Here is a 21,132-nt window from a genome sequence, read left to right on the forward strand (position 1 = left end):
GCATGGGGCAAGGCGTGGCGCTGGCGGCGTGGTTGGGCATGCTGTTGCCGGCCGCGCCGGTCGGCGGCCAGCAGCTTGTCGGCCTGACGGTGCCGCCCTATCCCGATGCGCTGGAGGACATGGGCGGCAGCTGCGTGTCCGATTCCAACGCGTACGAACACGTATGCGACTACTCGGTGTCGGTGCTGGCGGCGCCATCGACCGATCCCGAAGCGGCGCCGGTGCCACGCTTCGTCGTGGCCGGGAAGATGGCGGGCCGCGACGGCAATCGCGCGCGCTGGCGGATCACCGACGCGCAGCCGTATCCGAAGGGGCGGCAGGACTACTACCTGCAGTTCGGCAACTGCCGCATCGACCGCCAGCCGGACGCACGCGTGGCGGCCCTGGTGCGCCAGCACGACGATGATGGCGAATGGTTGCGCGACGTCGCCTGGGCCGGTCGCATCGAACTGCCTGCCGGACGCTTCACCCCGCTGGATGCCGGTTCCGTGGACTGCATCAACACGGCCTACGAAGGCCTCTGACGGCGGCGCACCGCGCTGGTGCGTTCTGGGATAATGGCCCTCTTTGCCTGTCCCAGGACCTGCCATGACCCAGAAGACCATCCTCAACGACACCCATCGCGCGCTCGGCGCCAAGATGGTCGACTTCGGCGGCTGGGACATGCCGATCCACTACGGCTCGCAGATCGAGGAGCACCACCAGGTGCGCCGCGACGCCGGCATGTTCGACGTCAGCCACATGACCGTGGTGGACCTGCGCGGCGACCGCACGCGCGACTTCCTTCGCCACCTGGTGGCCAACTCCGTCGACAAGCTGCAGAAGCCGGGCAAGGCGCTCTACACCGCCATGCTCGACGAGGCGGGCGGCGTGATCGACGACCTCATCATCTATTACATGGCCGAAGACTTCTTCCGCCTGGTGGTCAACGCCGCCACCCGCGAGAAGGATCTCGCATGGATCGGCGCGCAGGCCGCTCCGTTCGCCGTCGCCGTCACCGAACGCCCCGAGTTCGCCATGGTCGCCGTGCAGGGCCCGACCGCGCGCGATCGCGTGCACGGCCTGCTGCGCGAGGAAGATCGCGCCAAGGTCGGCAAGCTGACGCGCTTCGCCGCCGCCGAGGCCAACAGCCTCGCCGGCGCGCCGTTGTTCGTGGCGCGCACCGGCTACACGGGCGAGGACGGCTACGAGATCGTCCTGCCGCAGGAGCAGGCGGTGGCGTTCTGGAACGCGCTCCTCGACGCCGGCGTGAAGCCTGCCGGCCTGGGCGCGCGCGACACGCTGCGCCTGGAGGCCGGCATGAACCTGTACGGCCAGGACATGGACGAAACCGTCTCGCCCTACGAAGCCGCCCTGGCCTGGACGGTGGCGCTCGACGAAGGGCGCGCCTTCAATGGCCGTGCCACGCTCGAAGCGCAGAAGGCCGCTGGTGCGCCGCGCCAGATGATCGGCCTGGTGATGGACGAGAAAGGCGTGCTGCGCCACGGTCAGAAGGTGCTGACGCCGTACGGCGACGGCGAGATCCTCTCGGGCACCTTCTCGCCGACGCTGGGCAAGGCCATCGCTTTCGCGCGCGTCCCCGCCGGCGACATCCCGCTGGGTGCCGCCGGCAACGTGCGCGTCGACATCCGCGGCCGCGAGGTGCCGGTGCGTGTGGTCAAGTTCCCGTTCGTGCGCGACGGCCAGCCGCAGCCGGGCGTGATCGAGTGATCCGCGCGCCGCTTCCTTCACCCGCGCATTCCTCCGCTAAACTATCGTCTCTTCCCCGACCCACCGCATTTTTCCGGAGTACCCCATGAGCGAAATTCCTGGCGATCTGAAGTTCCTCAAGTCCCACGAATGGGCCCGCCCGGAAGGCGGCGGCCGTGTCACGGTCGGCATTTCCGACCACGCGCAAGGCCTGCTGGGCGACCTCGTCTACGTCGAACTGCCCAACGTCGGCGACCGCATCGAAGCCGGCAATGCCAGCGCCGTGGTCGAGTCGGTCAAGGCGGCGTCCGACGTCTATAGCCCCGTGACCGGCACCGTGCTCGAGGTCAACGCCTCGCTCGCCGACAAGCCCGAGACCATCAACGAGGATGCGTACGGCGACGGCTGGATCTTCGTGATCCAGGCCGAGGAGCCGGAACAGCTCAACGAGCTGCTCTCGCCCGACGACTACGCCGAACTGATCGAAGACGAAGACCACTGAGCCAGCCCGACAGGCTGTCTCCCTGCGGGGAGCCGGTGGCGACGGAGCGGATCCGTCGTCGCCGGCTCCCCGCTTCGTTTCCGCCGCCGCGATCGGACGCGTGCTCGACGCGTGACCGATGGCACGGGGAGTAGAGCCCGAGAACGACACGTCGGAATCCCGACGCGGTCTCCGACCGTGACCGACGAACGGCAAAACGGAATGCGCGGTACACCTCGATCGCGATGGTCGTGGACGGCGGATCCGGATGTCGGTGCATGGCTGCATGCGCGTTGTTCGTGTGCCCGAGGTGGCGAAGGCATCGCCAACAGGCGGGAAAATTTTTGCGCAAATCGGCGCATTCGGGCTTGTGCGACACGGAATCTGGCGCCTCCCGCGGAAGTTTTTTTAGCCTGCGTTCAAGCCGCTCCAGCGTCCATTCGAGCGTTGTCCGGCAACAACATGCAGGCATGCCGCCCGCGCCGATTCGCGAACAGCGCAAAAAAATATGCGCGTTTTCCCGATGTTTTTTTCATGCGTGCTTTTCCGAAGCGCAATGCACGACGGCATCGGCGGCAATCGACGGGGTGTGCCGGTACCGGTCGCCGCCGACGCACGCAGCGGGCAGGATGAAAAAAAGTTGCGGCCAGGTGTTGACACCTTGAAAAACCGTGATTAGGTTTCGCCCCAAGCAGAGCATGCTGCGGAAGCGAGTGAGTCGAATCAACACGACAGCGCGAGAGACAACACAGTCCATCGTCACCCGGATCGGGGTGGACGCCGGCCTCGCTTCCCCCGGAAAAACGCAACGCACCCAATCCAAGACACCCGCGTCGCCGAGCGACGCGGGTGTTTTCGTATTTGTAGGGAGCCGGGTTTCGCACGCCCGGTCCCCTGGGGAATCCGCTTCGCCGCGCGTGTCGCGGCGGCGGCTGCCGACGGGTCCGACTCCCGCGGCGTTTCTTGCAGCTGGGCCTGCCTTCGGGCAGATGTGCTGTAACCAGACGTAAAAATCCATAGTTCACTGACGAGGAGCCATCACATGGCAACGAAGAAAGCTGCGAAGAAAAAACCGGCCGCCAAGAAGGCCGCCAAGAAGGCCACCAAGAAGTCTGCTGCCAAGAAGACCGTGAAGAAGGCAGCCAAGAAGGTCGCCAAGAAGGTCGCCAAGGCCAAGAAGGCGGTGAAGAAGGTCGCCAAGAAGGCCGCTAAGAAGGTAGCCAAGAAGGTCGCCAAGAAGCCGGCGAAGAAGGCCGCCAAGAAGTCCGTGAAGAAGGCTGCCAAGAAGGTCGCCAAGAAGCCTGCTAAGAAGGCTGCCAAGAAGACCGCGAAGAAGGCCACGAAGAAGGCCGCCAAGAAAGTAGCCAAGAAGCCGGCCAAGAAGGCTGCGAAGAAGGCTGCCAAGAAGCCCGCCAAGAAGGCTGCCAAGAAGTCCAAGAAGAAAGCGGCCCCGGTCGCGCTGCCGGCAACCCCGGCTCCGCTGATCTAAGCCAACCCCGATTAGCCGTAACACCATGGACTCTCTCCCTGTGCCCAGCGGGGGGAGAGTTTTTTTATGGGCGGCCGGCTAGGCTGTCGTCCTCGCGATTCCCCAGGAGAGAGGCATGAAGTTCATCAAGTGGGTGCTGGCCGTCATCGTCGGCATCGGGTTGGTACTGACCGTGGGCGGGCTGCTGTTGCCGTCGGCGACGCATGTCGAACGCAGCACCGTCATCGCGCGCAGCCCCGAGCAGGTGTTCGCTACGCTGGATTCGTTCGAACGCTTCAATGCCTGGTCCCCGTGGGCCGAGTACGACCCGCAGGCGAAGTACACGTTCGAAGGGCCGTCCCGCGGCGTCGGCGCGAGGATGCGCTGGGTGGGCAACCGCTCCGTCGGCAGCGGCAGCCAGGAAATCACGGCCAGCGAGCCGCACCATCGCATCGTGGTGGCGCTGGACTTCGACGGCAGCAAGGCGAACGCGAGCTACGTGCTGGCGCCGGACGGGCAGGGCACGCGGGTTACGTGGGCGTTCGACAGCGAGCACGGCATGAACCCGTTCAAGCGCTGGCTGGGCCTGCTGTTCGACAAGATGATCGGTGCGGACTACGAGAAGGGCCTCGCCAAGCTCAAGGCGATGGAAGAGGGCGTGCAGCCCTGAGAGGCAACAGGTGGCCGTCGCGGCCACCCAGGACGATCAGCGCGGCGACGCCGTGCCGCGCTGCGATGAGGTGCCGCTGTCCTTCGGCGCGTCGGCTGGCGATGCGCCCGGCGATTCCGCCAGCATGAGGTCGTAATCGGCCGGCGTTTCGACCCATGGCTGGCCGGGCAGGCCCATCGCGCGATCGAGGATCGTCGGCAGCAGTCCCGAGGGCAGCGAGCTGTCGCTGTTCCAAACCAGCGCGATGCCGAGATCCTGGCCCGGCACCAGTGCGACCAGGCCGCGATAGCCTTGCACGGCGCCGGCATGGAACACGACTTCATGGCCCGCGTAATCGAACACGCGCCAGCCCAGTGCGTAACTGGCGGAATGGACGCGCTCGCGACGCCAGCCGCCACGCATCTCGCCCGGCGTGGTCACCACGGGCGCGTGCAGCGTGGCCAGCAGCGGCGCCGGCAGCACGTCGGGCCGATGGCCGGTCTGTGCGATCAACCACTGCGCCAGATCGCTGGCGCTGGCATTGACGCCGGCCGCAGGCGGCAAACGGTAGTAGGTCGGCTTCGGCGTGGACGACACCCAGCCATTGCGGCTGCGCACGTGCGGACGCGCCCAGCGGGTGCTCGCCTGGATGCCGGCCAAACCCATGCTGGCGTCGTTCATGCCCAGCGGCTTGAAGATGCGGCGATCCACGGCCTGGTCGTAGAAGGTTCCCGATGCGGCGAACACCACATCGCCGATCAGGCTGAAGGCGACGTTCTGGTAGGCATAGCAGTCGCCGGGCGCGCACTTCAACGGCGCGTAGGCGAGCTTGCGGGCGACGTCGTAGTACTCGCCATTGGCTTCGATGTCGCGGTCGAACGCGTTGTGCGCCTGCAGGCCGACGCTATGGCTCAGCACGTCCGCCACGGTCACGTGCGAGGTGGCATTCGCATCGCTGAGCTGGAAGCCGGGCACGTACTGGCTGACCTTGCTGTCCCAACGCAGCGAACCGTCCTGCACCATCAGGCCCGTCAGCGTGCTGGCGAATGCCTTCGACAACGAGGCCAGGCGGAACACGGTGTGCGCATCGACCGGCTGCGGTGCCGCCACGTCGGTGACGCCGTAGCCGCGCGCGCTCAGCACCCGGCCGTTGTGCACGATCGCCATCGCCAGGCCGGGCACGCGCTGGCCCACCGTCAGATGCTCGGCCATGGTCTCGAACGCGGCGACATCGAAGCCGACCGCCAGCGGCTGGACCTTCTGGTCCGACAGCGAAGCGAGGTAAGGACGCGGTTGCGTGGGCGAGCCGTAATGCGCGGCCGTCGGCACCGTGGTGGGCGCCGGTGCGTCGGCACGCGCGGGCGAGGTCCAGCGCAACGGGGTCTGCGCTGTGGACGACAGCGTCAGCGGCAGCAGCAGACCGACCAGGCCGATCCGGAAGGTGGAGCGCAGCCGCCGACGGCTTGCCTTGTCTTTCATCGTGCGTGACGCCTGCGTAAGCTCTGTCGAGGGGATCATAACGCCGCTTTTTTCGATTGCACAAACAGGGAGAAGTTCCATGTCCATGTTGTTCATCCTGCTTCTGATTGTGGGTGTGGCGGTCGTCGCAGTTCTGTGGGGCGTGGGCATCTACAACGGGCTGGTGACCGCCCGGAATGCGTTCAGGAATGCATTCGCCCAGATCGACGTGCAACTTCTGCGCCGTTTCGACCTGATCCCCAACCTCGTGGAGACCGCCAAGGGCTACATGAGCCATGAACGGGAGACGCTGGAGGCTGTCGTGGCGGCGCGTTCAGCCGCGCAGGCGGGCCTGTCGGCGGCGAAGGCCAACCCGGGCGATCCCGATGCCATGGCGCACCTGGCCGCCGCGCAGGGTCAGCTGAATGCGGGATTGGGGCGCCTGCTTGCCGTGGCGGAGGCCTACCCGGACCTGAAGGCCAACCAGAACATGATGCAGCTGACCGAGGAACTGACCTCCACCGAGAACAAGGTGGCGTTCGCGCGGCAGGCCTACAACGACGCGGTGATGGCGTACAACAACAAGCGCGAGATGTTTCCCTCCAGCCTCGTTGCCGGCGCGTTCAACTTTGCACCGGCGGCCCTGCTGGATGTGCCGGCGGAGAAAGCCGCACAGGTGCGCGAAGCACCGAAAGTGCAGTTCTGAACAGGGTGCCGCGTGCTCGCGCATGCGGTTGGAGGGGACGGCGCGGGTGGGGGCTTGCGCCGTGATGATCGTGGCATGAAGGGGCGTGCATGAACTTCTTCGAACACCAGGCCGCGGCGCGGCGCGGCTCGTTCCGCATGGTGATGCTGTTCGCGCTGGCCGTCGCCGGCATCGTGCTGGTCATCGATCTGATCGTGCTGCTGCTCGTGGGCCTGCAGAGGGAGGACGCGGGCAGCGGTTCGCTGATCGGCTTGATGGTCGTGTCGACGCTGGCCACGCTGGCGGTGATCGGGCTGGGCTCGTTGTATCGCGTGGCCAGCCTGCGCGCCGGTGGCGAAGCGGTCGCGCAGCAGATGGGCGGCAGCGAGGTGTCGCACGACACCCAGGAGCCGTCGCTGCGCCGGTTGCGCAACGTCGTCGAGGAAATCGCGATCGCCTCCGGCGTGCCCGTGCCGAGGATCTTCGTGCTGGAGCATGAGGCCGGCATCAATGCGTTCGCCGCCGGCTACGCGCCCGCCGATGCGGTCGTTGCCGTCACCCGCGGCGCGCTGGACCGCCTCAATCGCGACGAGTTGCAGGGCGTCATCGCGCATGAGTTCGGTCACATCCTCAATGGCGACATGCGCCTGAACATCCGGCTGATGGGCGTTCTGTTCGGCATCATGATGCTGGGCATCATCGGCCAGCGGATACTCGTCTACGGGCGCGGCAGCCGAGGAAAGGATGCCCTGCCGGTGTTCGCGATCGCGGGAGCAGCGGCCCTCGCCGGGTTCGTGGGACTGTTCTTCGGCCGGATGATCAAGGCGGGAGTCAGCCGCCAGCGCGAACTCCTCGCCGACGCGTCCGCGGTGCAGTTCACCCGTCAGTCCGCCGGACTCGCCGGTGCGCTGAAGAAGATCGCCGGGTTGAGTAGCGGCTCCGCGCTCGAGGACAAGGGCAAGGCGGAAGAAGTGAGCCACATGCTGTTCGGCGAAGGCCGCGCCTATTCGCGCCTGTTCGCCACCCATCCCCCGCTGCTCCAGCGCATCCGCCTGCTGGATCCGCTGTTCGGCCAGCACCAGTTGGATGAACTTGCGCGTCGCTGGGCCGTTGCGCCGCCCGATGGACTGCTGGAAGACCACACCCTGCGCGTGGCGCCGGGCGGACCGCCGCCGTTGCCGACGGCGACGGCCGTGCTCCCGCTGACACCGCCGAAGGTGGTCGCACAGGTCGCCACGCCGACGCCGGACGACTACGGCCGCGCGCGCATCATCGCCGCGACGCTGCCCGAACCGTTGCAGCTGCTGGCGAAACAGCGCGAACAGGTCATGCCGCTACTGCTGGCGCTGGTGATCGACGGCGTGCCCAGCGTGGCGGCGCGGCAGCGCTTCGAGATCGCAGCGCGCCTGGGCGAAGCCATGGCAGCGCGCGTGATCCAGCTGCGCGAGGCGTACCTGCGCGACCTGCATCCCGCGCACCGCCTGCCGTTGGCGGCGCTGGCGTTTCCGGTGCTGCGGCGTTTTCCACGCCCGGAACTGGATGCTTTCATCGACACTGTCGATGCCGCGGTACACGCCGACGGGAAGGTCTCGCTGTTCGAATACTGCCTGGCGCGGTTGCTGCAGGTGCAGGTGCGCGAAGCGCTGTCGCCTGCGCAGGGCCGGCCCTTCGGGCGCCGCAAGCCGCACGATGTGCGCGGGCCGTTCGCCACCCTGCTCGCCGTCGTCGCGCAGGCGGGCCACGACACGCCGACGAAGGCGCAACACGCGTATCTGGCCGGGTTGCAGCGCGTGCTGCCGCGCGATCACCTCCCCTATGCGCCGCCGACGCAAGGCGTGTTGGCGCTGGATGATGTCTGGGAGCCGCTCGACGCGCTGGATCCGCTGGCCAAGCAACTGTTGGTGGAGGCCGTGACCGCGGCCGTCAGCCACGACAACCAGGTGCGCGTGGCCGAAGCGGAACTGCTGCGCACGATCTGCGGCGTGCTGCATTGCCCGCTGCCGCCGATGCTCGAAAAGGGCTGACTGGCCGATTGTCCGGCGGGCTCCCGTTGGATTCGGAGCCCCGGGAACATGCTGCAAGTGAGGCTGGCTGCAAGTGAGGCTGGCGGCAGGCGAGGCCGGGGCGCCTCACCGTCGTGTGCTGTTCCTTCGTTGTCCGTCCGGATGCCAGGAGCCCCGCCATGCGTCGCACGGTCCCGTCCCCGATCGTCCAGCGGCTGCTGATCGTTAGCCTCATCGTCCTGCTCGCGGCGCTGGCCGTCGTGCGCTCGTGGTACGGCACACGCCTGGACAGCTTCACCGTCGACGAGCCTTGGCACATCGTCGCCGGTACGGTCTACGTGCGCGGTGGCGACCGGCATCTCAATCCCGAACATCCACCGCTGGCCAAGCTCTGGGTCGGCCTGTGGATGCCAACGGACTTCCATGTCGGTCCCGAGCCGGGCCTGCGCGAAAAGGCGCAGGAACGCGAGTGGGTCGAGCAGACGATGTTCGAAGAGAACGATCCCGAACGCACGCAGCAACGTGCCCGGATGGCGATGTGGAGCTTGAGTGCCATGCTCCTCGTCGCGCTCGGCCTGCTGCTGTGGCGTGCCGCCGGTGTCGCATGGGCCGTCGGTACGCTCGCCTTCTTCGCGCTGGAGCCCACCGTCGGCGCGCATCTGCCCGTCGTGATGACCGACGGACTCCTCGCCTTGACGTTCTCGCTCGTCACCGTGGCCGCGGGCGTGCTGGCGGCGACCTGGCAATGGCGATGGGTCGCCGTCTTCGGCATCGCCGTTGGATTGGCGCTGGGCGCGAAACACTCGGCGCTGGCCGGGCTGATAGGCATCGGCTGCGTGCTCGTCATGGCGGCGGGTGCAGGCATCCGAACGAATGGCTGGCGCGAGGGCCTGCAACGATGCGCAAAGCTGGTGGCGGCGGTCCTGCTGGGTGTCGCGCTGCTATGGGCGCAGTACGGCTTCCGCTTCCATGCGGATGGCGATGGCGGCGACGCCTTCAACCTGTCGATGGACGCCAAGGTCGCGGAAGTCACCAAGCCCGCGCTGCGCAGCGTGATCGCGTTCTCTGACGAACTCCATCTGTTGCCGCGCGCCTATCTCTGGGGGTTGGCGGACACGGTGCGCACCGGCATCGAAGGTCGCGGCGGCGCCCTGCACCTGGTGTGGGGCAAGGTGTTCGAAGGACGCACGCCGTGGTTCACCTGGCCCGCCATCCTTGCTGCAAAGATCCCCCTCGCATTGACCGCGCTGGCGCTACTGGGTCTTGTGCTGGCGCTGCGCGCGCCCCTCGCGCCGGCCGCACGATGGATGCTGGCCGCGCTCGCGGCGGGCAGCGTGCTGCATTTCGCCGCGCTCGCCGTTTCGCCTCAGGCCTGGGGCGGCGTGCGTCACGCGACACCGCTGCTGGCGGCCGCGGCCATGCTCGGTGGCGGTGCGGTGGCCGAGGGCTGGCGGCGCCGATCGCGCCTGTTGATGGGGATAGTCGCCGCGCTCTTCGTAGCAGCCTTCGTCATGACGATCCGCGAACCGCGCCTGTGGGAGTACCACAACGAACTCGTCGGAGGGACGACGGGTGGCTACCGCGCGTTCCGCAACGAGGGCGTGGACCTGGGCCAGCGCTTCGGCGAGATCCGCGACTTCCACCGCCGTGTCATCGCAGCGACCGGCGAACCGGTGTATCCCGACTACTGGGTGATGGAGCGCCAATGGCGTGCCGCGCACCTGGAGTACCACCGTTTCGTCGAGGATCTCGACGACACCAATGCCGCGGGCGTGTGGGAGGGCTGGTTCGTGTACACCGTCGTCGATGAGCTGCCGTGGCCGCAGTTCGAGTGGGACCCGGCGAAGGTGTTCAAGGACATGGACAAGGTCGCGCAGCTGGGCTACATCGGCGTCTGGCGGGGTCGGCTGACGCGGCCCGAAACGCGCGCGTCGGGTATCGGCGTGAAGGTGATGGAGTACCTGTACGAAGAGAACGGGCAGGACTACGCCCTGGTGGCGCGACGCCTCGAGGAAGTCGCCGTCATACGTCCGCAGAACGTCGGCGTGGGCGTCGAACTGGGCAATGCCTACCTGCGGTTGGGCCGGGGCGAGGATGCGCTGCGCGCCTACCGCCGCCTGCTGGAACAGACGCGGGTGAAGCTGGATCGCAAGGTCGAGCGCCAGCTGAGGGATCAGGTCGCCCGCATCCAAGCCGGCGAGGACCCGACGAAGATCCCCCCGATGCGCAATCCGTGGATGGAGTGACCGTGCGCGGCGGGTCAGCGCTGGTGGATCATGTCCGCCGCTTTCTCCGCGATCATGATGGTGGGCGCGTTGGTGTTGCCGCCGATCAGCGTGGGCATCACCGAGGCGTCGATGACGCGCAGGCCTTCCAGGCCATGGACGCGTAGCGCCGGATCCACCACGGCGTCGTCGTCGGTGCCCATCCGGCAACTGCCGACCGGGTGGTAGACGGTCTCCGCCTTGGCGCGGATGAAGGCGACCAGTTCGGCGTCGGACAGGTCGCTGCGGGAGGGATGGATCGGCGCACCGCGGTAGGCATCGAACGCAGGCTGGGCGAACAGTTCGCGGGAGAGCTTCGCGCACTCGACCATCATCTTCAGGTCGAACCCTTCCGGGTCGCCCAGGTAGTTCGCTTCGATGCGCGCATCCGCACGCGGGTCCGCGCTGGCCAGCAGGATGCGGCCGCGGCTGCGGGGGCGCAGGAAGCAGGCATGCGCGGTGTAGCCATCGCCCTCGAGCCGGTGACGGCCATGGTCGTCGAGCATGGCCGGCACGAAATGCATCTGGATGTCAGGCCGGTCGTCCGACGCCAGCGGCGAACGCACGAACGCGCCGGCCTCGGCGATATTGCTGCTGCCCGGCCCGCGATGCCCGCGCAGGAAATAATCGAACGCGGTCTTCAGCTCGCTGGTGCGGTCGTAGGTGACGCGCTGGGTGCTGTGCTGCAGCGTGCAGATGTCCAGGTGGTCCTGCAGGTTCCGGCCCACGCCGGGCAGGGAATGCCGCGCGGTGATGCCATGCGACGCCAGGTGGTCGGCGGGGCCGATGCCGGACAGCATCAGCAATTGCGGCGAGTTGATCGCGCCGCCGCTCAGCAGCACTTCGCCTTCGCAGCGCACGACGATCTCGTGCCCGCCGCGCGCATACGCCACGCCGATCGCGCGTCCCTTCTCCAGCAGCACGCGGCGGACGAGCGCGCCGGTGACGATGTCCAGGTTCTGCCGGTCGCGCGCCGGGTCCAGGTAAGCCACGGCGGAGGAACACCGTGCGCCGTTCTTCTGGGTGACCTGGTAGAGGCCGAACCCTTCCTGGGCTGGGCCGTTGAAGTCGGCATTGCGCGCGTAGCCGGCCTGGGCACCGGCCTCGATGAAGGCGGCCGACAGCGGATTGGTGTAGCGCAGGTCGGAGACGTACAGCGGGCCGTCGGCGCCATGCAGCGCGTCGCCGCCGCGTCCGTTCCTTTCCGAGCGGCGGAAGTACGGCAGCACGCTGGCCCAATCCCAGCCCTCGGCGCCGGCGTCGGCCCAGTCGTCGTAATCCCGTGGCACGCCGCGGATGTAGCACATGGCATTGATCGAACTGGAGCCGCCCAGCACCTTGCCGCGCGGCCACCAGAGACGGCGGTTGTCCAGGTGCGGTTCGGGCGCGGTGTCGTAACTCCAGTTCACGCCCTTCTGGCCGACCAGTTTGGCCAGGCCGGCAGGCATGTGGATGAAGGGGTGCCAGTCGCGCGGGCCGGCTTCGAGCAACAGCACGCGGCAGGCGGGGTCTTCGCTCAGGCGGTGGGCCAGCACGCAGCCGGCGGAACCGGCGCCCACGATGATGTAGTCGTACACGTGCAACCCAATGGCGAAGACCGGCCGAACCTAGCGGCGGGGGATAGAGCAAATGCTCTGTCGCACTGACTTCGCGCGGGGCCTTCGGCCAGCGTGGGGCCTGGATGGCGCGTCATCGGCAAAAACGCTGGCGATGTTGCAGTGCATCGGATACCTTGCGCGCCACAGGCGGGCCTTGCCCGCGCCGTTGACGCGATCGCAGGCCGCCGACCATGGACCCGTCTTCCTCCGCGACCACCCGGTTCGGCCGGTTCCGCATGGCGATGTCCGAGTCGCCGCCGCTGCTGTGGGCCTTCGTCTACTTCTTCTGCCTGCTGTCCGGCTATTACGTGCTGCGGCCGGTGCGCGAGGCGATGGGTGCGTCCAATGACGTGCAGGCGGTATTCCCGCCCGCGATGATCGAGTTCTTCGCCGCGCGCGGCATGGCGTTGAAGGACTTCACGCTGCAGGTCCTGTTCACCTGCACCTTCATCATCATGCTGCTCCTGCAGCCGGCCTATGGCTGGCTGGTCAGCCGTTACCCGCGCCGCGTGTTCCTGCCGGCGGTATATGGGTTCTTCATCGGCACGCTGCTGCTGTTCTACCTGCTGTTCGACAGCGGGATGCCCGGTCGCGGGATGGCGTTCTTCCTGTGGATCGCGGTGTTCAACCTGTTCGCGGTGGCCGTGTTCTGGAGCTTCATGGCCGATGTGTTCAGCAACGCCGAGGCGCGCAAGTACTACGGCTACATCGGTGCGGCGGGCACGGTCGGTGCGATCCTCGGCCCGGTGCTCACGCGCACCTTCGTGGAGAGGATAGGTATCGCCAACCTGATGCTGGTTTCGGCCGGCTTCCTGATGGTGTGCGTGTTCTGCCAGTTGCGCCTTCGCCTGTGGGCGGTCGCCCGCGAGCAGGAACGCAAGGCGGTGAGCGGCGAGCAGCCGATGGGGGGCGAGATCCTCGCCGGCCTGAAACTCATCGCGCGCGAACCGTTGCTGCGCTGGCTGGCGTCGCTGGTCGTCATGGGGGTCGGCGTGGGTACGCTGCTGTACAACGAGCAGGCCGCCATCGTGCGCCAGTACTACACCGATCCGGCCGCCAGCACCGCGTACTACGCGACCATCGACACGGCGGTGAATGTGCTGACCCTGCTGGTGCAGCTGCTGCTGACGCGCTGGCTGCTGCGCAGTTTCGGGATCGGCCCTGCGTTGCTGATCCCCGGATGCGCGATCATCCTCGGATACTCGATCCTGACCGCTTCGCCGCTGCCGCTGATGGTCGCCATCGTGCAGGTCGTCACCCGCGCCAGCGAGTTCTCACTGGCCAAGCCGGCGCGCGAGACCATCTACACGCGGGTCGGCCGCGAGTGGCGCTACAAGGCGGGGGCGGCGATCGACACGGTCATCTATCGCGGCGGCGACCTGAGCTTCGTCTGGCTGCACAAGTTCCTGTCCGCGTTCGGTTCGAACGTCGTGTTCGGCGCCGGCCTGCTGGTCGCCAGCGCGATGACCTTCAGCGCGTGGCGGTTGTTGCGCGAAGAGTCCAAGTTGCCCTCCGAACGTGCGACAACCGGCACATCGCAGGCCGCAAAGACCTCCTGACGTCCTTGTGCGATGCCGTTATGCTGCCCGGCACATGACGGGAGGCCTGGATGGACGTGATCGCTGCGGTGCTGGTGGTGTTGGTGGCGGTGTTGCACGCCTGGTTCCTGGTGCTGGAAATGTTCCTCTGGACCAAGCCCGCCGGCCTGAAGACTTTCCGCAACACGCCCGAGAAGGCCGAGACCACCCGCGTGCTGGCGGCCAACCAGGGGCTCTACAACGGCTTCCTTGCCGCCGGCCTGTTGTGGGGACTGTTAACGGCGCAATGGAACGTGGTGGTGTTCTTCCTGCTCTGTGTCGTGGTGGCCGCGCTGTACGGCGCATGGAGCGTGAGTCGGCGCATCTTCTACGTGCAGGGGCTGCCGGCAATCGCGGCGTTGGCGGCGGTGTGGTTCATCTAGTCGCGGCTCCCGCGCCGCGCTGAACGCGGTACAGCGGTTGCGCGATCAGCGCATCGACCATGCCAGCATCAACCCACCCGAGGCGAACAGCACGAGCCATGACAGGTGGCGGCCGCGCGTGATGATCAGCGGCAGCAGGCCGGAAACCACGAGGGTGATGGCGAGGATAAGGGCGATGCGGCGTCCGTCGGCATCGGGCAGATCGCCGACCTGCAACACCACGGCCGCCAGTCCCCACGCGATCACCGTGGTCAGGTGCCAGGCGAAGCGCAGCGTCCGCGTGGTGAATGCGGTACCGCCGAACAGCTTGGGCAAGTCGGGACGACGGAACAGGCGGATGAGCAGGTAGCGCTCGCCCAGCACCGAATGCGCCAGGCCGAGCAGGATCATCAGCGCGGCCGCGGCGACCAGCATGTCAGCCGTCCTTCTGCGGACGCGGCGATACCCACATGCCGATCCGCGCACGGAACACCGGTTCGCCCTGCGGGTTGCTGACCAGCACGTCCATGGGCAGGTCGTAACCCTCGGCCGACTCGTGCGGTTCGAACGCCGGCGTGGCGACCGCATGCATCGTGCCCACCGCCTTCTTCAGATACTCGACGGTCATGCCCTTGGGGATCCAGCGCATCGAACGCGGGATGCTGACGTCGGTGGTGAGGCCGCCAACGAATTCGGCCAGGTTGCACAGCGCGATCGCATGCACGGTACCCAGGTGGTTGGTGACCGAACGGCGATGGCGGATGGTCGCTTCGCCACGGCCGGGTTCCAGTCGCACCATGCGTGGACCGATGCTGCCGAAGTAGGGCGCCTTGAAGCAGATCAGGCGCGAGAACAGCCAGTGGCCGAGGGGTTTGCGGCTCAGGCTGCGGTAGATCTTCAGGACGTCGGCGCTCATCGTGGGCTCCTGTCGCGACGACGGCGGGACATGCCCGCCGTCGTCGTGTCTTTCGTGGTGGCGTCAGGCCGCTTCGCGCGGCTGCCGCTGGGTCTGCGGCAGGTCGTAGTAGCTGGCGGCGCGCAGCTCGTGCACGTCGAAGTCATCTACGGTGATGGTGTCCAGCGTGATCGCACGCAGCTCTTCCAGCTGCTTGCGCTCTTCCACGGTGATCCAGCCCTCGCGCACGCCTTCGTCCAGCTGCGCGCTGTAGTCCAGGGCTTCGATGTCCTTGGTCTTCAGCGCCTTCAGGAACTTGCGCTCGACCGGCTCGGCGGCGACGGCCGCGGCCAGGTAGCTGTCGATGCGGCCACCGGGGTTGTTCTCGCAGGGGGTCAGGAACACGCCCTGGCCCAGGCGATCACGCGCTTCGTTCGGCGCCATTAGCAGCATGGCGACGCGATGGCTCAGGCGGTCGCCCGGGGCCACGGCACGGCGGCCGAACGGGAACACCACCGGCCACAGCAGCCAGCCCAGCGGCTTGATCGGGAAATTGCGCAGCGCCTGCGACAGCGCCAGTTCGATCTCGTAGGCGCTGTTGTGGAAGGCCCAGGCCAGCAGCGGCTTGTCGGCTTCCGGCGTGCCTTCGTCATGGTGGCGCTTCAGCACCGCGCCCATCATGTACAGGTGGCTGAGCACGTCGCCGAGGCGACCGGACAGCGATTCCTTGAACTTCAGCTTGCCGCCCAGCGCGCCCAGCGAGATGTCGGTGAGCAGCGCCAGGTTGGCCGCATAGCGGTCGAGCTTGCGGAAGAACTTCTTCGTGTACGCATCGCCCGGCGCGGCGCCGATCTTCGAGCCGGTGACGCCGAACCAGAACGAACGCACGGCATTGGAGATTGCGCCGCCGATGTGCGGGTACAGTGCGGCGTCCAGCGCGTTGACGCCGGCCTTGGTGTCCGGGTCGGTCGCGGCGCGCATCTCCTTCATGATGTACGGATGGCACAGGATCGAGCCCTGGCCGAAGATCAGCAGGCTGCGCGTCATGATGTTCGCGCCTTCCACCGTGATCGCGATCGGCGAGGCCTGCCATGCGCGGCCGGCGAAGTTGCGCGGGCCGAGGATGATGCCCTTGCCGCCGACGATGTCCATCACGTCCTTGGCGATGTCGCGGCCCATGTTCGTGCAGTGGTACTTGGCGATGGCCGACGGCACCGACGGCACGTCGCCGCGGTCCACGGCGGCAGCGGTGGCCTGCGACAGCGCGCTGATCGCGTACGCCTTGCCACCGATGCGGGCCAGGGCTTCTTCCACGCCCTCGAAGCGGCCGACCGACAGGCCGAACTGCTTGCGGATGCGCGCATAGGCACCGGTGACGCGCGCGCCGGCCTTCGCGCCGCCGCTCGCGGTGGAGGGCAGGGTGATCGAACGGCCCACGGCCAGGCATTCGTTGAGCATGTTCCAGCCCTTGCCGGCCATCTCCACGCCACCGATCAGCTGGCTCAGCGGGATGAACACGTCCTTGCCATGGATGGGGCCGTTCTGGAACGGCGAATTCAGCGGGAAGTGGCGACGGCCGACGTCGACGCCGGGGGTGTCGCGGGGCAGCAGCGCCAGGGTGATGCCGATGTCGCGCGTATCGCCGAGCAGACCGTCCGGGTCGTACATGCGGAAGGCCAGGCCGATGATCGTGGCCACCGGCGCCAGGGTGATGTAGCGCTTGTCGAAGGTCAGGCGCAGTCCCAGTACGTTCGCGCCGTTCCACTCGCCCTTGCAGACGATGCCGTAGTCGGGGATCGAGGTCGCGTCGGAACCGGCGAACGGACCGGTCAGGCCAAAGCAGGGGACTTCCTGGCCGATCGCCAGGCGCGGCAGGTAGTAGTCCTTCTGTTCCTGCGTGCCGTAGTGGTTGAGCAGTTCACCCGGGCCCAGCGAGTTGGGCACGCCGACGGTGGAGCTGACCACGCTGCTGACCGAAGCGATCTTCTGGATCACCTTGTGGTGCGCCAGCGCAGAGAAGCCCAGGCCGCCGTACTGCTTCGGGATGATCATGCCGAAGAACTTGTTCTTCTTGATGTAGTCCCACAGCTCCGGCGGCAGGTCGGCGTGGATGTGGGTGATTTCCCAGTCGTTGGTCATCTTGCACAGCTCTTCCACCGGGCCGTCCAGGAAGGCCTGTTCTTCGGCGGTAAGTTGCGGCTTAGGATAGGCGAGCAACTTGTTCCAGTCCGGGTCGCCGGTGAACAGGTCGCCTTCGAAACCGACCGAGCCGGTTTCCAGCGCGATGCGCTCGGTCTGCGACAGCGGCGGCAGCGCGCGGCGCAGGAAACCCAGCGCGGGTGCGGTGATCAGCGGCTTGCGGATCGCCGGGATCAGCAGCGGCACCGCGATCGCCAGTACCACCAGCGCGGCGACCAACGTCGCCGTCGGGTTGGCGCCCAGCAGCCAGCACGCCACCAGCAGGCTGGCGGTGATGGCGGCCCAGTAGGCGAGCCGCAGCCGGTGATAGGCGGCGAACGCGCCCGCCAGCAGGAACGCGAGGAAGGGGATGGCGATGCTCATGGGGTTGCTCCGGACACGGATTCGGTTACATCGGATTCGGCATTACCCGGCGTGGCCGACAGGCCTGCCAGATATTCCAGCACGGTGGCGGTAAATGCGTCGTTGTCGTCGCCGGCCACCATGTGGGTGGCCTGCGGCAGGTGCACGTGGCGCGCGTGCGGCACCAGCGCCTTGAATTCTTCGACGGTCTTCTCCGAGACCAGGTCGCTGCGCCCGCCGCTGATCAGCAGCACCGGGCACTGCACGCGGCGCGCGGCCTCGGCGATGGCGTCCTGGTGCTGGGCGCTGTCGCGCGCGAGTTCGTCGACCAGGCGCGGATCCCAGTGCCAGCGCCAGCGGCCGTCGGTGCCTTCGCGCAGCAGTTCGCGCAGGTCGTCGGGCGATTTGCGCGTGCGCCGCTGCGGCTGGTACGCGGCGATGGCATCGGCGGCCTGCTCAAGCGAGTCGAAGCCGTCCGGGAAGGCCGTCATGAAGGCGAGGATGCGCTGCAGGCCGGCGTGTTCCCAGCGTGGGGTGATGTCCACCAGCACCATGGCGCGGAACAGGCCGGGCCAGCGTGACTCAGCGATCAGCCCAAACAGCCCGCCCATCGACGCGCCGACCAGCACCGGCGGTTCCGGCTGCTCGCCGGCCACCACGATCAGGTCGTCGGCGAACTGGTCGCCGGCATAGGGCAGGTCGGCCGCGTTTCGATCCGACTCGCCGTGGCCCCGCGCGTCATACGCGAGCCCGCCATATCCCTGCGCCGCCATCAGTTCGCCAGTGCGATTCCAGGCGCCGCGGGTCTGGCCGAAGCCATGCGCATAGATAAGTGCAGGGTGCCCCTGCAGCGCGCGCGGCGACGGGAAGCGGCGGATCGCCAATGCGACATCCCCTTGTCCGTTCAGCACGCGATCCGATCCCGCGCCGGTGACGCTGGAAGAGGCTGTGAAGGCAGGAGAGGTGTGTGTCACCATACGGGCTAGTATGGGCTGTCGCATTTAGAGCAGTCAATCGGTTCGGGCATTCGGGTTTCACATGCAACCGATTGATTTGGCTTTATTTGTTGTGCGGCGCAGCATACATACCGCTACACACCGCGCCGTATGGTTAAATGCGGAACATGAACACACCCAGCCCCGACAGCTCCTCCTCCACGCCCACCCGCAACGCGCGCCTCAGCGCCGACGACTGGGCGCAGGCCGCCCTCGACCTGATCGCGGAGCAAGGCGTCTCGGCGGTGGCGGTGGAACCGCTGGCGCGCCGGCTCGGTGTCACCAAGGGCAGCTTCTACTGGCACTTCCCGTCACGCGACGCGCTGTTGCAGGCCGCGCTGGAACGCTGGGAAGCCGTGGAACAGGAAAGCATCTTCGGCAGCCTGGAGCAGGTGGCGGATCCCCGCGAACGCCTGCGCGCGCTGTTCCAGCTGGTCGGCCACGAAGTGAAGCCGCACATCATCTACAGCGAGTTGTTGAAGGCGCTGGACCATCCGTCCGTGCAGCCGGTCATCGACCGCATCTCACAGCGCCGCCTGGAATACCTGGTCGCGATGTTCCGCCAGGCTGGCCTGCAACGCGGCGACGCCATGCACCGCGCGCGCCTGACCTACGCGGCCTATGTCGGCTTCCTGCAGCTGTCGCTGCAGTTGCAGCAGCCGCGGATGACCTCGGAAGAATTCGAGACCTACCTCGAACACGTCATCTCGACGTTGATCCCGACGTAACGACGTTCAAGCGGCCGACGGCCGCACGCACCGGAGCTGGTCCGGCGACAGCCATTCGGCCCGCAGGTACGCAGGCTTGCCCTCGAACTCCACCGGCGTCGGGCTGACCTCCACCTGATAGTCGATCCGGCGTCCCAGGCAGTTCGTGCAGACGCGTGCCGCAACAATTCGCATGCGGGTGCCAGGCTCGAGGATCCGCAGGAATGTCATTTCGGGTCCCGTGAATCCGGGGTTCCAGATCGATACGTAGTCGGTCTGCCGATACGGCGACGCTGGCAGGGTGACACCGTGGGCACGCGTGAACGTCGTCAGTTCGCAATCCTGTCCGATCCATGCGCGATGGTCCTGGCGATCGGACACATCGCGATACCGGGCCTCGCACGCGACCAGGCACGCCACCGCGACGAAGAGGAGCAATGCGCGGATGCTTCGACCGATCATCCTTCAGGGCGCCGTCGTGCCGCTCGCTGCGCCGTCGGACGGTAGCGTGCCCGCGACGTTGCTCCGCTTCAGCTCCGACAGCCTGACAATTACGTACGCCAGCAGCGCGACGGCGAAGAACGCCAGCAGCATCCACGCGATGCCCTGCAGCGTCTCGATCACCGTGCGGTAGACCTCCAGCACCCAGCGCTCGGTAGTCAGCGCGATGATCCGCGCCTTGTCCTTGTCCATCCATTGCGGCGCGGTGATGTAGCGCTCAAGTTCGTGGATGCGCACCCCGGACGACACGCCGACCACCAGCGTGGCGAACTGCATGTAGCGCAGCCACGCCTTGCTGATGTCGTCGGCGATGATGCGGGTGAGGATGCGCTCGATCGGCTTGGAGAACATCCACGTGACGCCCCAGGCGACCGCGGCGGACAGCAACAGGGTGACGGCGAGCAGGGTCAGGAACATGTCGTTCTCCTCGTGGAAGGGGTTACGCCGGCCCCATCGCCGCCTGCCGCACGCCGCCGCGCCATTCGCGCTGCTCGCGCACGTAGCCGCTGCGCTCCAGCCAGCGGAAGATCGAGCGCACGGTGACGACGGGGTAGTCGCCGGCGAGGCGCGTGCCGACCGGGTGATCGGTGAAGTCGGTGTTGGCGGAGAACAACCCGCCCAGCACGCGCTTGGAATAGGCGATATGCACCGTGTCGGGCACGAAGCCGTCGCCGCGGGCGAAGGCGTAGGCACTACGGCGGTCGTAGATGCCACGGTCGGCGAGGGCGGCGGCCATCACTTCCACGATCCATGCGGTGGAGTTCTGGTAGTCCTCGCTGCCGGGTCGCGCGATCAGGTTGTAGCGCGGGTGGTGCAGGCTGTGGCGTGGCATCTGCTGCACCCGCGCTGCCAGGCGGTCGGCGATCTCCGGGGTGAACCAGACGATGCGCAGGTCCTGGTTCACCAGGTCGTCGGCGAAGAAGTTCACCAGCCCCTGCGCATACAGGCCGGAGCGGTCGCTGCCGCATTCGTTGAGCAGGTGCACCACCGTCCACCGTCCTTCGGCGTGGTCCCGTACCGCGAAACCGGCGTGGCTGTAGACCAGGCCCTGCTTCGACAGGTCGGTGCCGACGCGAGCGATCAGCGCCACCGGCGCATCCACCTCGTCGAGTTGCTGCGCCGCCAGCAACGCGGTGCGCGCGGCGTCCGCCACCTTGTGCGGCGGCATCTCCAGTTGCTTGCAGGCATCGCCCGCGCGTGCCGTCCCTGGCAGCGCGAGGACGAAGGCGAAGAGGCATGCCGCGAACGCGCGCATCACG

At 67.3% G+C, this 21,132-nt stretch carries 20 protein-coding genes; 11 read left to right on the forward strand and 9 right to left on the reverse strand.

All coding sequences use genetic code 11. From position 1 onward, the window contains the following. Positions 1-2 precede the first annotated feature (2 nt). From ACSION_RS16050 to ACSION_RS16070, 5 genes are all read left to right on the forward strand, one after another. Entirely contained in the window at positions 3-524 is a 522-nt protein-coding gene (locus ACSION_RS16050) for a hypothetical protein (protein WP_435306812.1), read from the forward strand. A gap of 64 nt (positions 525-588) precedes the next feature. Then, on the forward strand, positions 589-1,710 hold the full coding sequence (gene gcvT / locus ACSION_RS16055; RefSeq protein ID WP_435306813.1) for a glycine cleavage system aminomethyltransferase GcvT: 1,122 nt from the start codon (positions 589-591) through the stop codon (positions 1,708-1,710). Positions 1,711-1,795: 85 nt separating this feature from the next. Then, positions 1,796-2,191 carry a glycine cleavage system protein GcvH gene (gcvH, locus tag ACSION_RS16060; protein ID WP_435306814.1) on the forward strand — a complete coding sequence of 132 codons (396 nt, stop codon included), beginning with the start codon at positions 1,796-1,798 and terminating at the stop codon, positions 2,189-2,191. Positions 2,192-3,212: 1,021 nt separating this feature from the next. Continuing rightward, positions 3,213-3,659 carry a histone gene (locus ACSION_RS16065; protein WP_093487732.1) on the forward strand — a complete coding sequence of 149 codons (447 nt, stop codon included), beginning with the start codon at positions 3,213-3,215 and terminating at the stop codon, positions 3,657-3,659. A 115-nt stretch (positions 3,660-3,774) separates the two neighbouring features. Next, positions 3,775-4,308: an SRPBCC family protein gene (locus ACSION_RS16070; RefSeq protein ID WP_435306815.1), complete on the forward strand. Its 534-nt coding sequence runs from the start codon at positions 3,775-3,777 to the stop codon at positions 4,306-4,308. A 36-nt stretch (positions 4,309-4,344) separates the two neighbouring features. Here ACSION_RS16070 and ACSION_RS16075 read toward each other — a convergent pair whose 3' ends face one another. Then, a complete protein-coding gene (locus tag ACSION_RS16075) occupies positions 4,345-5,766 on the reverse strand; it encodes a serine hydrolase domain-containing protein (protein ID WP_435306816.1) in 1,422 nt (473 codons plus the stop codon). A 79-nt stretch (positions 5,767-5,845) separates the two neighbouring features. Between ACSION_RS16075 and ACSION_RS16080 the strand changes: the two genes are divergently transcribed. The 3 genes from ACSION_RS16080 to ACSION_RS16090 all read left to right on the forward strand — a co-directional run bounded on the left by ACSION_RS16080 (position 5,846) and on the right by ACSION_RS16090 (position 10,679). After that, positions 5,846-6,451, forward strand: a complete 606-nt coding sequence (locus ACSION_RS16080; protein ID WP_435306817.1) for a LemA family protein — start codon at positions 5,846-5,848, stop codon at positions 6,449-6,451. 89 nt (positions 6,452-6,540) lie between these two features. After that, positions 6,541-8,454 carry a M48 family metalloprotease gene (locus ACSION_RS16085; protein ID WP_435306818.1) on the forward strand — a complete coding sequence of 638 codons (1,914 nt, stop codon included), beginning with the start codon at positions 6,541-6,543 and terminating at the stop codon, positions 8,452-8,454. A gap of 158 nt (positions 8,455-8,612) precedes the next feature. Next, the gene (locus ACSION_RS16090; protein WP_435306819.1) at positions 8,613-10,679 is read left to right on the forward strand and encodes a hypothetical protein; all 2,067 of its coding nucleotides are present in this window, start codon (positions 8,613-8,615) and stop codon (positions 10,677-10,679) included. Between the two features lie 14 nt (positions 10,680-10,693). Here ACSION_RS16090 and ACSION_RS16095 read toward each other — a convergent pair whose 3' ends face one another. Further along, complete coding sequence (locus ACSION_RS16095; protein WP_435306820.1) at positions 10,694-12,274, reverse strand: GMC family oxidoreductase; 1,581 nt, start codon at positions 12,272-12,274, stop codon at positions 10,694-10,696. A 212-nt stretch (positions 12,275-12,486) separates the two neighbouring features. Here ACSION_RS16095 and ACSION_RS16100 point away from each other — a divergent pair, with 212 nt between their 5' ends. Together ACSION_RS16100 and ACSION_RS16105 are read left to right on the forward strand one after the other, a co-directional pair. Beyond that, on the forward strand, positions 12,487-13,854 hold the full coding sequence (locus ACSION_RS16100) for an NTP/NDP exchange transporter (RefSeq protein WP_435306821.1): 1,368 nt from the start codon (positions 12,487-12,489) through the stop codon (positions 13,852-13,854). Positions 13,855-13,904: 50 nt separating this feature from the next. Beyond that, positions 13,905-14,255: a DUF1304 domain-containing protein gene (locus ACSION_RS16105; protein WP_435306822.1), complete on the forward strand. Its 351-nt coding sequence runs from the start codon at positions 13,905-13,907 to the stop codon at positions 14,253-14,255. Between the two features lie 45 nt (positions 14,256-14,300). On the opposite strand, the gene ACSION_RS16110 is transcribed toward ACSION_RS16105, so the two are convergent. From ACSION_RS16110 to ACSION_RS16125, 4 genes are all read right to left on the reverse strand, one after another. Next, positions 14,301-14,669, reverse strand: coding sequence for a hypothetical protein (locus tag ACSION_RS16110; RefSeq protein ID WP_435306823.1), 369 nt, complete (start codon positions 14,667-14,669; stop codon positions 14,301-14,303). Position 14,670: 1 nt separating this feature from the next. Further along, on the reverse strand, positions 14,671-15,150 hold the full coding sequence (locus ACSION_RS16115; RefSeq protein WP_435306824.1) for a hotdog fold domain-containing protein: 480 nt from the start codon (positions 15,148-15,150) through the stop codon (positions 14,671-14,673). Between the two features lie 63 nt (positions 15,151-15,213). Further along, a complete protein-coding gene (locus ACSION_RS16120; RefSeq protein ID WP_435306825.1) occupies positions 15,214-17,691 on the reverse strand; it encodes an acyl-CoA dehydrogenase in 2,478 nt (825 codons plus the stop codon). Beyond that, entirely contained in the window at positions 17,688-18,647 is a 960-nt protein-coding gene (locus ACSION_RS16125) for an alpha/beta fold hydrolase (RefSeq protein ID WP_435306826.1), read from the reverse strand. Before ACSION_RS16125 ends, ACSION_RS16120 begins: the two co-directional genes overlap by 4 nt. 146 nt (positions 18,648-18,793) lie before the next feature. Here ACSION_RS16125 and ACSION_RS16130 point away from each other — a divergent pair, with 146 nt between their 5' ends. Further along, on the forward strand, positions 18,794-19,393 hold the full coding sequence (locus ACSION_RS16130; RefSeq protein ID WP_435306827.1) for a TetR/AcrR family transcriptional regulator: 600 nt from the start codon (positions 18,794-18,796) through the stop codon (positions 19,391-19,393). Between the two features lie 6 nt (positions 19,394-19,399). On the opposite strand, the gene ACSION_RS16135 is transcribed toward ACSION_RS16130, so the two are convergent. Genes ACSION_RS16135 through ACSION_RS16145 form a run of 3 tightly spaced genes read right to left on the reverse strand, consistent with a single transcriptional unit; the run spans position 19,400 to position 21,128 of the window. Beyond that, positions 19,400-19,834 (reverse strand): hypothetical protein, encoded by a 435-nt coding sequence (locus ACSION_RS16135; RefSeq protein ID WP_435306828.1) that lies wholly within the window; start codon positions 19,832-19,834, stop codon positions 19,400-19,402. A gap of 3 nt (positions 19,835-19,837) precedes the next feature. Then, positions 19,838-20,290, reverse strand: coding sequence for a hypothetical protein (locus tag ACSION_RS16140; RefSeq protein WP_435306829.1), 453 nt, complete (start codon positions 20,288-20,290; stop codon positions 19,838-19,840). 22 nt (positions 20,291-20,312) lie between these two features. After that, the gene (locus tag ACSION_RS16145; protein WP_435306830.1) at positions 20,313-21,128 is read right to left on the reverse strand and encodes a DUF2145 domain-containing protein; all 816 of its coding nucleotides are present in this window, start codon (positions 21,126-21,128) and stop codon (positions 20,313-20,315) included. Positions 21,129-21,132: the final 4 nt, after the last annotated feature.

Origin of the sequence: Pseudoxanthomonas sp. LjRoot125, from assembly GCF_964252705.1 — a bacterium.
In the GTDB taxonomy this organism is placed as follows: domain Bacteria; phylum Pseudomonadota; class Gammaproteobacteria; order Xanthomonadales; family Xanthomonadaceae; genus Pseudoxanthomonas_A.